Source organism: Bacillus sp. CZDM1 (genome assembly GCF_055502545.1).
In genome coordinates, this window is sequence record NZ_JBUESO010000002.1 from 476,104 (window position 1) to 488,283 (window position 12,180).

Annotated in this window: 11 protein-coding genes; 2 read left to right on the forward strand and 9 right to left on the reverse strand. The window is 37.9% G+C overall.

What is annotated here, in order from left to right; translation table 11 throughout:
* Nucleotides 1-301: 301 nt before the first annotated feature.
* From ACY3XC_RS06840 to ACY3XC_RS06855, 4 genes are all read right to left on the reverse strand, one after another.
* Nucleotides 302-718: a DUF1284 domain-containing protein gene (locus tag ACY3XC_RS06840; RefSeq protein ID WP_179159633.1), complete on the reverse strand. Its 417-nt coding sequence runs from the start codon at nt 716-718 to the stop codon at nt 302-304.
* Between the two features lie 340 nt (nt 719-1,058).
* The gene (locus tag ACY3XC_RS06845; RefSeq protein ID WP_464867893.1) at nt 1,059-1,196 is read right to left on the reverse strand and encodes a hypothetical protein; all 138 of its coding nucleotides are present in this window, start codon (nt 1,194-1,196) and stop codon (nt 1,059-1,061) included.
* 321 nt (nt 1,197-1,517) lie between these two features.
* A complete protein-coding gene (locus tag ACY3XC_RS06850) occupies nt 1,518-1,667 on the reverse strand; it encodes a putative holin-like toxin (protein ID WP_464867894.1) in 150 nt (49 codons plus the stop codon).
* Nucleotides 1,668-1,713: 46 nt separating this feature from the next.
* Entirely contained in the window at nt 1,714-2,616 is a 903-nt protein-coding gene (locus ACY3XC_RS06855) for a TIGR01777 family oxidoreductase (RefSeq protein ID WP_464867895.1), read from the reverse strand.
* 315 nt (nt 2,617-2,931) lie between these two features.
* Between ACY3XC_RS06855 and ACY3XC_RS06860 the strand changes: the two genes are divergently transcribed.
* A complete protein-coding gene (locus tag ACY3XC_RS06860; protein WP_464867896.1) occupies nt 2,932-3,168 on the forward strand; it encodes a hypothetical protein in 237 nt (78 codons plus the stop codon).
* A gap of 80 nt (nt 3,169-3,248) precedes the next feature.
* Here the strand turns inward: ACY3XC_RS06860 and ftsZ are convergent, their stop codons facing one another.
* The 3 genes from ftsZ to ACY3XC_RS06875 form a co-directional block, all read right to left on the reverse strand.
* Nucleotides 3,249-4,499 (reverse strand): cell division protein FtsZ, encoded by a 1,251-nt coding sequence (ftsZ, locus tag ACY3XC_RS06865; RefSeq protein ID WP_464867897.1) that lies wholly within the window; start codon nt 4,497-4,499, stop codon nt 3,249-3,251.
* A 549-nt stretch (nt 4,500-5,048) separates the two neighbouring features.
* Entirely contained in the window at nt 5,049-8,219 is a 3,171-nt protein-coding gene (locus tag ACY3XC_RS06870; protein WP_464867898.1) for an ATP-binding cassette domain-containing protein, read from the reverse strand.
* Between the two features lie 173 nt (nt 8,220-8,392).
* Nucleotides 8,393-8,563 (reverse strand): hypothetical protein, encoded by a 171-nt coding sequence (locus tag ACY3XC_RS06875; RefSeq protein WP_179159627.1) that lies wholly within the window; start codon nt 8,561-8,563, stop codon nt 8,393-8,395.
* 259 nt (nt 8,564-8,822) lie between these two features.
* On the opposite strand from ACY3XC_RS06875, the gene ACY3XC_RS06880 reads away from it, so the two are divergent.
* A complete protein-coding gene (locus ACY3XC_RS06880) occupies nt 8,823-9,383 on the forward strand; it encodes a MerR family transcriptional regulator (RefSeq protein ID WP_464867899.1) in 561 nt (186 codons plus the stop codon).
* 168 nt (nt 9,384-9,551) lie between these two features.
* Here the strand turns inward: ACY3XC_RS06880 and ACY3XC_RS06885 are convergent, their stop codons facing one another.
* Together ACY3XC_RS06885 and ACY3XC_RS06890 are read right to left on the reverse strand one after the other, a co-directional pair.
* Entirely contained in the window at nt 9,552-10,472 is a 921-nt protein-coding gene (locus ACY3XC_RS06885) for a patatin-like phospholipase family protein (protein ID WP_464867900.1), read from the reverse strand.
* 113 nt (nt 10,473-10,585) lie between these two features.
* Nucleotides 10,586-12,160: a SagB family peptide dehydrogenase gene (locus ACY3XC_RS06890; RefSeq protein ID WP_464867901.1), complete on the reverse strand. Its 1,575-nt coding sequence runs from the start codon at nt 12,158-12,160 to the stop codon at nt 10,586-10,588.
* Nucleotides 12,161-12,180 lie beyond the last annotated feature (20 nt).

Here is a 12,180-nt window from a genome sequence, read left to right on the forward strand (position 1 = left end):
TCAGACAAGTTCGTTGATTTTAAGAGTCATGGTGTGCGAACCAGGGCGACTTAAGCAAAAAACGTTATTAACCAATAATAAAAAAAACAATCTTTGCGAAACCACCTAACTAAAAAAATACAGTGAAATCAACATTCAGTTTTAACAGAGACAATAGCAATAGGTAATACATTGAAGTAATCCTCATCTTTCCACTGCTCCACACCCAAAGTGCGATTTTCACCGCATTAGGCGTTCCATTTTATTCTTTTAGACTAAAGCAATTAAAATACAAACTGGGGCTTAAGTCAACGGGAAGGGCTTATTTCACTTCCCTCAAGCTCTTCCCAGAATGAATCTCTTGGATACCTTCCTCACAAACTCCATATGACCGCCAGGAACAAGTTTCACAAACAATTTGAATATCAGCGGGAACGACAAAATTTCGAATACCTGACTCAATGTCCTCCCATTTCAAAATTTGTCCGATCTTAAGGCCCATTCTCTCTAAAATGGCCGCATCTCTTTCATAGATACTAGCATCTTGGCAGTGGTATTTACCTGAGTTGGGGTATTTTTCGCACAACTGATCAGGTCCTTTTACTAGTTTAATTAACGTCTTGGGATTGTTTCTTAAAGTTTGATGCAAATGCGTCATATTGATGACATATTCTTCAGAATATCCCATTCCCCTATAACCAAGTAAGCAAAACAGATGGTGACCTCGCAGCTTAAACATAACTTCCACCCCTTCTTTTTCCTCATAATCTACTATTTAATAAATGAGATATTGTTATAACTTGGTACTTTTGATTTTTTACTACTTCCTCCTCGGTTTCCTGAAATTGAAGCCGAATATGTACTCAAATTTGTACAGTGTTTTGTACCTGTTTATGTAATAAAAGAAATGGTTCATTTTTCTATACTGAGCCATTTCTTTTATTGAATTCTATTAGCTTGTTCAATTACCGATGCCCACGACGCCTCCATCGAAGCTTGTGCTCCGGTTTCTCAGGCTCCTGACTATCCTGTACAAGCTGGCATTAAAACTTTTTTTCTTAAGGTTTTAATGTAGTCTCCTATTTCATTTTAACAGGAGTAACTACCGCAAAAGAATTTTCAGATGGATCAGTTACGTTAATTTCAATAACCTTATATCCATTTCCTCCTGCATTACTCTCGATTTTAGTAGATTGTTTAATTACATCGTTATTCATATGTTTTTTCTTCCTTCCATTAAAAAAATTCTCACAAGAGTTACTATATGTTGAAAGTTCAAAAATGTGCATGAAATTTTAATTAATTGATTGAAAAATTTAGAAAGAGGCGTATTCTGCAGATTCTCCGTTCATCAAAAATATTCATTTATGTTTCTTTTTTCCTATATTTCGTTATAATATAAATATAAGTACGAACATAAAATAAAAAGACCGACATGCTGCTACATGTCAGGTCCTGCAATAGACGGTACCCGCAAAAGGGTCGACTTGTTAATGAGAATAAATAATCCACCTGAGCCTCCAAAACTCAAGGGTGGATTATTTTTTTTGACCAAACGTCAGGATGGCTACGATTAAACTAGCAAAACCAATCATAATCATGAACGTTTCGAAAATCGTCAAACAGCAACACCCCCTTTCCGATGGGAGCTTGCCAACCGCCTTTGAGACAACCTTACCTATTGCCATTTAAGTATAGCATAAATCATACCAAATAAGAACATACATTCGTAACTTACTTTTGAAGTAAATCCTCTAAGGCAAAGCAGAGTGTTGGGAACTTGAATTCAAACCCGTTCTCTTGTAAAACTTGAGGGATAACATGCTGCCCTTCCAGAACAAGGGCACTTTTTTGCCCCAGCACTATTTTCATAGCGAATGAAGGTACGGGAAGCCAGTGTGGTCGATGTAATACAGAACCAATACTTTTTCCAAATTCATTCATTCGAAGTGGATTTGGAGCTGTTACATTGATCGGTCCACTTAAATGGTTACTAGTAATTGCAAAGAGAATAGCGCGTACTACATCCGTAACATGCACCCAAGATACCCATTGTTCACCTGTACCCACTTTTCCGCCGACAAATAATCGATACGGCATCGCCATAAGTGGCAGCGCACCTTCCTCCCTACCAAGAACCACACCAAATCTCATGAATACTGCACGAATGGAATATTTCTCTACTTGCTGAGCTTTGTTTTCCCAGTCCTGTACGGTCCTCCCTAAAAAATCAGTTGCCGTTTCCAATGAATTTTCAGTGTAGGCAGCATTTTTTGAGGATGGATAAATCCCAATTGCACTGGCATTTACCAGGACTGAAGGCTTTTCTTGAAGTAAGGAAATGATTCTAAGTAACTCATCTGTTGCAGTCATCCTACTTTCATAGATTTGTTTCTGATGGCTTTTACTCCATCTTCCGTCGTTAATGGACACACCAGCCAAGTTAATAAACGCATCTGCATGCCTTATTTCTTTTTCAGGTGAAGCCCCTTCATCCAGCCACCTTACAAATTCAATCTTTCCGGAAGATTTTCTTTCCTTCCTAGTTAATATTACAACACTATGCCCTTCAGCTAGCAGCAATTGTGTTAACGTCTGACCAATGAAACCAGATCCTCCAGCAACGACAATTTTCATTTTTCCCCTCCATAATAACTCTCTACTATTTAGAAAATTATACCATTACTAACTATATATTTTCAGAATTTCCAAAAATAATCGCATGTATAAAAACCTCGAATTGTCCATGCATCTGGTTATTTATACTTCTGGAAAAAAACACCACACCTTTCGTGAAATGTTTCACAAAATATTCACAGACTCTCACTAATTTTGATGATATTATTCCTCTTGTAAACAACATAGCGATGTTGCAAATATATTTAATTACCTTTTCATAAACGAATTATTCTAGTAAATAATTACTCTGTTAAAAAATAGGAGGATACACGAATGTTTGATACGTATATGGTTCACAAATATTTTAAAGGTGCTTTTATCGGAAAAACCTACTATCAAGGAGCTACAAAGAAGTCATTGGAAAACTTCATGGCTAGAGGATATCGAGATGGTGAGTTACGCTCTTGGAAGACCGTTCATTTTGATGAGGCTAGGGTGTATAAGGTTATTGATGGTCAAGAAGAATTTGTAGAGACAGTTACAAAATTTAAAAGCCTGCCAATGGCGTAATTTTATCAGTAAAAAAACGGTATATGAAAACGCTTGGAAAATCCAAGCGTTTTTTTAAGTGCAAATTCAATTTGGTTCAATCATCGAAAAGAACGTAAGCGCTTTTTTCGGTTACGTAAGAATGTTGGAATATCACTAGAATCATCTTGTTCTTCTGAGTGCTGCTTATAAGGCTGTTCCTCTTCTACATAGTTGATAGGTTCAGGTTGATAAGGTTCATAGTCTTGTTCTCTTTGATAAGGTTCATATTCTACTTCTCTTTGATGAGGTTCATAGTGCTGTTCTCTTTGATGATAATCATAGTTTTGTTCTCTTTGATAAGTAATCGACTTTTCTTCCACTGGTACCTGGGCAGGTTTATGTAAATCGGTATTCTCTTGCTCCGTGAATCCAGTAGCAATAACGGTTACAATAATTTCATCTGTTAGGTTTTCGTTAATGACCGAACCAAAGATCATATTTAATTCCTCGTTGGAAGCGGAAGCCACGATTTCGGCTGCCTCCTGCACTTCAAACAGACTTAGATTGTTGCCGCCTGTTATGTTCATTATGACACCATGAGCCCCATTGATAGATGTCTCCAGTAATGGACTGTTTAGGGCTTTCTCTGCTGCTTCTGCAGCACGATTGCTGCCATTCGCAATCCCAATTCCCATTAAGGCCGTTCCTTTATGGGACATGACCGTTTTTACGTCTGCAAAATCGAGGTTGATTAAACCGGGAACTGCAATTAAATCGGAAATCCCCTGTACACCCTGACGCAGGACATTATCCGCTTCACGAAAGGCATCAATCATCGGTGTTTTTTTATCTACAATTTCCAATAATCGATCGTTGGGAATGATAATTAAGGTGTCCACCGCTTCCCTCATGGCGCTTATTCCACTTTCAGCGTTTTTTGCACGCTTGAAGCCTTCGAACTTGAATGGACGTGTTACCACCCCGATTGTCAGTGCTCCCATCTTTCTTGCAATTCTAGCGATGGCCGGTGCTGCACCTGTTCCAGTACCGCCGCCCATTCCAGCTGTAACGAAAACCATGTCGGCTCCAGCTAAGACTTCTTCGATTTGATTTTTGCTTTCCTCGACCGCTTTTCTACCTATTTCCGGGTTTGCCCCTGCTCCTAAACCCCTGGTCAAAGAGGAACCGATTTGCATCTTGATCGCTGCACTTGATTGTTTAATGGCTTGTGAATCAGTGTTGACAGCAATAAATTCTACTCCCCCAACCCCATCCTCGATCATGCGGTTGACAGCGTTATTGCCTCCTCCACCAACACCTATAACTTTAATATTGGCTAAATGGTCTATATTTGTGTCAAATTCTAACATTCTCTTTCCTCCCTGTTATCAAAATACTACTAACCTTCGTCTAATATTGGTTTAGTAGATTAGGAGGTTAGATACCCGTACCCCCAAAAAAATTAGTAGAAAAATGATATAGTGTTTAGTCTACGGAACATTAATTTCATTGTCTAGTTAAGTGTTACCTATTATTTAGGGCTAAAAAATGGGAAAAAGCACACTCCTCAACATTGATAAAAGCAGTCATAATTTTCCTTTTCGGGGGAGTTTGGTCCTGTTTATATTCAAACTATTTCTATTATTAAGGAAAGTTTACAGTCTATTTACAAATAGATTGCTGTCCCTTGGTTCGACAAATTTTTAAAAACGCCTTGATATAATGACTTTGTCTAAGTGGAAATAGGAAAATGAAGAGAAGGAGGATGTATGGCGGAATTATTACTTTATGTTGGTACATATCTTTCAGTTACTCTTTGTGTGGGATGGTTGATTACAATCGGTTTTGATTTATTTATTAAATAAATGATAAAAACTCATTTGCCTCAAAGTGCAAATGAGTTTTTTACCATGTTCCCTTTAATTATTTTGCTCGAGTGCTTGGTAAACGGCCATCATATCTCGTTTATTTAACTCGCGGATACGATTGAAAATGGGAATGTCATGAACTTCCTCGGTAAGTAAGTTTTCTGCAACAACGTCTTTTACTGTACCTGTGAGCCATGTTTGGACATCGATACCTTCGACGATTTCCTTTTGGCCTTCGTCATTGATCCCGCTCGCATGGCAGCTTACACATGGAACCGATAGTTTGTGGACTCCATCATGAAGGCCATCCTCGGAAATAACCTTTTTTCCATTACAGAAAGGACATTTATGAGCGGCTTTAATTTTATTAATTTGGGTAACAATTTTCTTGTATCCAAACGCCTCATAGACATACGTTAGTTTCTTGTATTTGCCATTGGTGAAATATTTATCAATAATACTTTCTCTGGTTTCGGTAATAGCTTCGAAATCACAAATGGTAACGAGATTATTGCTGCATATGGCTTCGATATTGTTTTTTATCTTGTCCCAAAACGGTAAGGCGTTTTGTAAAACCACTTCGTAACCAACGAAGCTTGCTAGTTCGAGTTCAAGCATCTTCAATGCTACTTGTGTTTCTCTAGGTAATAAGGATACATCTTCAGTGAGTACCATCTCTCCACCAACAATAGCTTTAAGCTTTTCAAGTTCTGGTAACTTCCCTACTGCTTTGATAGCCTGATCAAGTGGCATTTGGATAATTTCTCGAATATCGTTTTCGCTGAATTTTAGTTTCTTACGATGATTTAAAACGGTTCCTTGGCAAACTGGACAGGTAATCATCTCTTTCGATTCTTTCATCTGCTCTTTTATAATCGATTTCGAAATAAACATATACCGGCCAATTATGAGATTAAAGCCTTCCCAGGTTCTTGAAGCCTTGCCAGCTTTATCGTAAAAGGACTTTTCCCAATACCCATATAAAAAAGTATGCTTTTCCGCTTCTGTCATCTCATTAAAGCTCTTACTAATATCCTGACCAAGCTCATTCTTAATCTCATCAAAAAGGAATTCCAATTTCGGATATTGGTACCATTTTAGAACCTCCATCACGTCTGGATGTAATAATCCATCCCAGAAAGGCACGGTTTTATCTTGGATCACAACATCAATATCAAACTTTTCAATTTCCCGGCGACCCGAACAGCATGGGCAATGATTATCTTGATTGTAGAAATCAAAGCTTCTTGTATCTTTATTAGCGTGATGTGAAGCGACGATATGATTAATCAAGCCGCCAATTTCATAGAGGAAACTATATTGACTATACAAGTGTCTTTCAAGGTCGATGGCGATAACAGGTGCAATGGTATCACTTTCGTATTCACCATAAATCAGACGGGCCATGGATGATAAGCTTTTTAAAATGCCGCCCTTATAAACGTTTTCTGCATTTTTAAAATAAGCAATATGATTTTCCTCTACATAGTTAATGCCCTTTTGAATAGTGAGAGTTGAAGATATTTGGAATGAAGCAGCAAGATCATCACTAGACTTTTGAAGATAATAATCATCATGACTTAAAACATCCAGATGATGAACTGGCTCTAGCTGTCTTTTTCCAAAATCAACAATATAATCTGAGCTATCAAGCATATAGGAATTGTGTTCGATCATCATGATGGAGACAGATTCATCCTGCAGAATGACCCTAACACTATCGATAAATTGGTTTAAGATGTTTTGTGATAAACCTTTTGAAGGCTCATCGAAAATAAACAGTGTATGTGGGTTTCTAGTGTTAGCAAACAGTTCAGATACTAAATGAACACATTGAAATTCACCTGTCGATAATGTTTGTGTTTTTCTCTCTAAGGTCAAATAACCAAGGCCCAGTTTAATTAATAGGCTCAAGCGTTTATGAGCGATATCTTCATTCGGCAGTTCATCAATGATATCTTCAATCGAACGCTGAAAAATATCATCAATATCTTCACTGTATTTTGTCAGTTTTCTTTTTATATCAAGAAAGGTCGCAACGGTTGAACGGCTGGTAATCGATTGATTTCGATCCTGCCCTACGATCACCAATTTGTCTTTTGGATATCGCTTTAGAAAATCTTTTGCAATACACTCATTGACCAGCGTGGATTTACCACTTCCAGACTCACCTGTAAAGGTAACAAGTCTATTTTGGGGAATCTGAATTTCAGCCATTTGAATATTACGGAAGTAAAGATCTTTAAATTGGTAGTATTCTGTTGGCGGTGCTGGATTTCGTTCCCAAACGATTGGTTGTGGACGTGGGGATTCTTCGACAATTTTACCTCCGTATTTACCACTGCCTGGACCAAAGAATAATTGTTCGTCACTTACATCAAGCACCGTGTCAGAATGGTCAATGAGCCAAATTTGATTTTTAAAGCCTAATTGTCTTAACTGATCTAAGATTTTCAGTAATGTTTCGTGATCAAGTCCCACGGAGATTTCATCAATAATAATAACTGTATTTTCACTTGCAGCCATGAATTCAGCCAGGTAAAGCCGGGTAATTTCTCCGCCAGACAAGGTACCCATGATCCGGTTTAAGGTTAAGTAGCCGATATTCATATTGGCAATATTTTTGAGAATATGTATTTTTCCTTCACTAAGACGTAAATCTTCAGCTAATGAAAGAATGGATTCAATGCTTAAGTTGTTGATGTCGGAAATACTATGTGGCTGTTCGAATAATTTAAGCTTATACTGCTCAACTTCTTGATTATAACGTCTGCCCTTACACTTTGGACATTCGACATTTTTGGTGGTACCGCGTCCTTTACAATCTGGACACCAGCCCAATGCATTATTAAAAGAGAAAACTTCTGGAGAAAGATTGTATTTTTCCGCAAAACTCTCGCGTATCTCTTTAAATACACCCGTATGTGTTCCAATCGTGGAACGTGGATTAGAAGATATCGATGATTTTCCGAGGAATAGCACTAAAGGCATATCTTCCATCTTGATTGCACTGAAGTTCGTCTCCATAATAGTGGAAAATAGATACTGATATTCAGCCTTGGGCAATAAGGAAACAAGACGCTTCTTGGATTCCTCTCCAATGGTTTGGCAAAAAGTCGTTTTCCCTGAGCCAGACAAACCCGCAATCCCTAATGAACGATCTTCAGGTATTACTGCATCCAATTTGTTAATATTGTTTGCAATTAATGAACTAATTTTCAATAGCTGCCCTCTCCATTCTCTCAATTTCATTTATTAATAATAGCATACCAGCTAGTTAATACAGTAGTTATAGTAAAAACGTTTTCAATTTTCTATAAGAAAAGCCAAAAGGCACCTGAATATATCAGATGCCTTTTGGCTTTTTATATTATATTTGTTTTACCTTTGTAAAACTAAACTGCTTGATTCAAAGATTGTGTAGTATTCAAGGTCATGTTTTGGAGTTGAGATTCTAACTGAGCTAAATCAGCTTCATCTCTCTCTTTAAGTTTATCAAAAATAACAACGGTAATATAATAGGAACCTATAAAATAACCGATACACATCAACCAAGTAAGAAACATTTTATTTCCCCCTTTGTTAGTAACTTACGTTTATTTTAAGGGATACCTACACTGCTCCGATGTGATATACATCACGAAAAATTAAATGGAATGAAATTTTTTTTGATTCGTTGTTTCTTATATTAAGAGGAGTTAACAGTCTAATTACAAATCGTTTACTATCTGCTGGTTCGACAATTTATTAAAAATAGCTTGGTATAATGGCTGTATCTTGCAAAGAGACTTACATTAAGATGTCTAATAGCGGAGGTGTATTGATTTGTCGGAAATATATTCACCAAGTCACGTACAAGAATTGCTTGGAATCGATAGCCATACATTACGAAAGTATGCCACTCTATTAGAAGGACACGGATATCAGATTCACCGCAATCATAGAGGCCACAGAGGATATTTTGATAAGGATATTACCGCTATCCGTAAATTAATTGAAATCAGTAAGCAAGAGGATATGACGCTGGAACTTTCAGCACAGGCTGTTATGGCAGCGATTTCTGAAGAAAATAAAACGGAAGCACCTACGCAAGAAGAACCATTACATAATCCACCTGAACATAAAATAACTCAGATTCAGAATAATAACCTAGATGAGCTGTTGGATCGCATTGAACACTTGGAGCAAATTAACATGGATTTAATCAAGCTTCTGAAGGAGAAAGCCGTAAGGGAGGCTTATCTAGAGGAAAAGATCAACCAAATAGTAAAGTATACAGAACGTTCAGAGCAATTGTTGGTGGAAAATAGCAAAATGATGTTGGAAGAAACAAGACAGCAAATTGCAGCAGCCCATCAAAAGAAATGGTGGAAATGGTGGAAATGATTGTCATAAAGTGATTAGGCACAAATCAGACTTTGGGTTGATATATTGGACCTTTTCTGGAGTAGTGAAAAAAGCCCACTTTCTCAATTTAATGCTAAGAAATTGGGCTTTTAATATTGGTATTTCCTTAATGTTGTAAATTGGAGTTTTGCTTATGGTGATACTTCATTAATTCCTTATTGCACTTTGCATTCTTTTGATCTTATGTTGTTCAAAATCCCACTTTGCCAAAAAGTTTTTTGTGGAAGTATAGCCTGATTTATAGAGAAAATCAATTTCAGCCTCATTCAATTCAAAATCAGTTGTGTTGATGTTCCCAGACGAAATTTTAATCGTACGTTCATTTGTTTCTTCGTTTAAATGTCGTAAATCATGGGCTTGAAGCATCGTTTTAAATATATTTTTGAAAAGGTGAAGCGGGGTTGGAATAACGGCATCTATGTTAACTTTATCTTTCACAAAACGAAAGCCAAAGGTTGGAAACCGAGGATTATCCGTATCGAATATCCATATTGGGAAGTTACTAAGTAAGCCGCCATCTAAAATATAGGATTTTTTACGGTCTTTTGATTTCCAAATAACTGGACGGAAGAAAAATGGTATAGAAGCGCTCATCATAACGGCAGTTGAAACTTTTAGATCTGAAGGCGTCATCCTATAACGATCTAAATCATCTGGCAAAATAAGCATTTGGCCATTCGATACATCTGAAGCAATAATCTTTAACTTTCCCTCTGGAAGATCTGCAAATGTCTTAATTCCTTTTTCTAAAAGAAGTGAATCCATCCATGTTTCCAAATAATCATTTTTATAGATTCCAAGATTAAACACTAGTCCAAGTAAGCTGCCAAAAATGGGAATTCGATTCAAGATCGTCCTGCCGCGAAGTTTTGAAAAATCAAGTTCTTGAAGATGCTTTCTAATCTCATAGCTTTTATAGCCGCTTGCTAAAAGAGCAGCGATTACGGCTCCTGCTGATGTCCCAGCTATTCTTTGCCATTCTACCTGTGCCTCTTCCATCGCTTGAATCGCTCCAACAAATGCAATTCCCCTGGCTCCACCACCTTCAAAAACAGCATCTGCCTTCAACTATTTACCTCCTCTATAAGATTCTTAAATTTCACTTTACTTTAGAGTCCAGGGAACAATAATCAACGTCCTTAAATTAAAGGATAATCGCGACTTTGGAATTAGTAAAGCTATTAGCTATATAACCCTCCCATTAGCCAAGGGCGTTGTCGATAGGGACCGATTGGAATTTGGATTAAGCGGGTTTTTCCTTGTGATTCCATCTTGTAAAGTTCATCACACAGGTTGGAATCATATCCGAGGAGCGGGTGCCCTCCCATTCCACTGGCTCCTGCCGATAAGAGTAATCGTTGCACGAGCATACCTGCCTCCATTTGTTGGATTCGATATCCTCTGTATCCGAGAGTAGTTTTATAGTAATCCTTAACTCCTGTGACATGTATGCAGAGTGGTACTTGGAGCAAATTCACATTATTTAACGACATACCAGATTGCAGCAGGAGTCGATGATCTCCAGGATGAACCTGAAGTAATGCATGGGCAGTGCTGTTATATTTGTACGCACCATTAGAAATTCCTTCAACATTATACACGCAGACATTTAGTGAGACACGTGACTCGTGCTTCTGATGAGTAGTATCCAAATCATTTCGATACAGAAAAGAATCCGTCGCCTCGTATAGAAGATTTGCTAGTTCGAGTTGACTTACCTTTCCTAAAATGAAATCCATGTCTGGAGAAAATCGCTTTCGACAAACAGACCCAAAATCATACGGCAGCCTCTGTGCATGTGGAAGAGCTACACCTTCACCCTCACAACTCCCATTCTCCTTGACGTCGATCAACGGAAACAAAGTTGTAGAATCCAGCATGGATACTTCATTTAACTTCGTTAACATTGGATACTCTTTAACCCTCTGTGAACGGACGTAGTGGTTTGATTGAATCTGTGGCAATTCTCGGGACAACTCCGCAGCAGAAACTATTCTGTCTTTTTCACTCCCGTTTGCTGACCATATGGTAGGTTCAACTGATAGGGGGATGACCGAATAGACGGACTCCTCCTTTTCAGATAAACCAAGCAAATGATTCATGGCCCGATCAAGAAATTGGAAGTATACCCCCGATTCAAAGCCAAACCGTTTCGATACTTCCAACAACTGTCCCATCAACACGCCTGCATCCAATCCCTGGAGACGGTAGGAAAAGTTATTGTATTTAAAAAAATTTTTCCAAAACATAGTCGATACAAAAACGGTCCCAAAACACGTTGAAATGTCACAGCGATTCCCAAGAGCCCTAGCTATATAGGAATCAAAATTTCCTTCCCGCAGCAATACTAAGCGATGATGTGCCACATCGTAATGATATACCCCAATTGGCAAATCCTCGATTTTTAAATATACGTATAATTCATTTGGATACAACGCACCACCCGAGGGAGCAAACCTTCTGTACGATTGCATGACGTCTGAATGGTCTGTAGCATCCAAGCTAAAGACTGATTGGCTAAATTGAGTAAGTCCGTAAACATACCAAAGAAAATGCCCGATTTTACGCAGGTCAGGCATGAAGGGCTGCTTTATTTCATCAAGTGTCAATGGTACTTCTAGAGATAATGGGACCACAGGCATTCCGCGGTATAGTTTATAAGGAAGTGGTTTATCCTCCCAATCTACTTCCCAATTAGCTATGCTTGCCTTCTCAATATCAAAATGCAAATTGTGCAAAAACTCATCTAGACTCATACTCTATCCCCCTAGTGATG

What these genes read in the sequence shown, in the direction of transcription:
- ftsZ (WP_464867897.1), bottom strand. Translation starts at nt 4,499, where the DNA reads ATGTTAGAATTTGACACAAATATAGACCATTTAGCCAATATTAAAGTT.
- ACY3XC_RS06840 (WP_179159633.1), bottom strand. Translation starts at nt 718, where the DNA reads ATGTTTAAGCTGCGAGGTCACCATCTGTTTTGCTTACTTGGTTATAGG.
- ACY3XC_RS06850 (WP_464867894.1), bottom strand. Translation starts at nt 1,667, where the DNA reads ATGGCAATAGGTAAGGTTGTCTCAAAGGCGGTTGGCAAGCTCCCATCG.
- ACY3XC_RS06875 (WP_179159627.1), bottom strand. Translation starts at nt 8,563, where the DNA reads ATGTTTCTTACTTGGTTGATGTGTATCGGTTATTTTATAGGTTCCTAT.
- ACY3XC_RS06890 (WP_464867901.1), bottom strand. Translation starts at nt 12,160, where the DNA reads ATGAGTCTAGATGAGTTTTTGCACAATTTGCATTTTGATATTGAGAAG.
- ACY3XC_RS06860 (WP_464867896.1), top strand. Translation starts at nt 2,932, where the DNA reads ATGTTTGATACGTATATGGTTCACAAATATTTTAAAGGTGCTTTTATC.
- ACY3XC_RS06845 (WP_464867893.1), bottom strand. Translation starts at nt 1,196, where the DNA reads ATGAATAACGATGTAATTAAACAATCTACTAAAATCGAGAGTAATGCA.
- ACY3XC_RS06855 (WP_464867895.1), bottom strand. Translation starts at nt 2,616, where the DNA reads ATGAAAATTGTCGTTGCTGGAGGATCTGGTTTCATTGGTCAGACGTTA.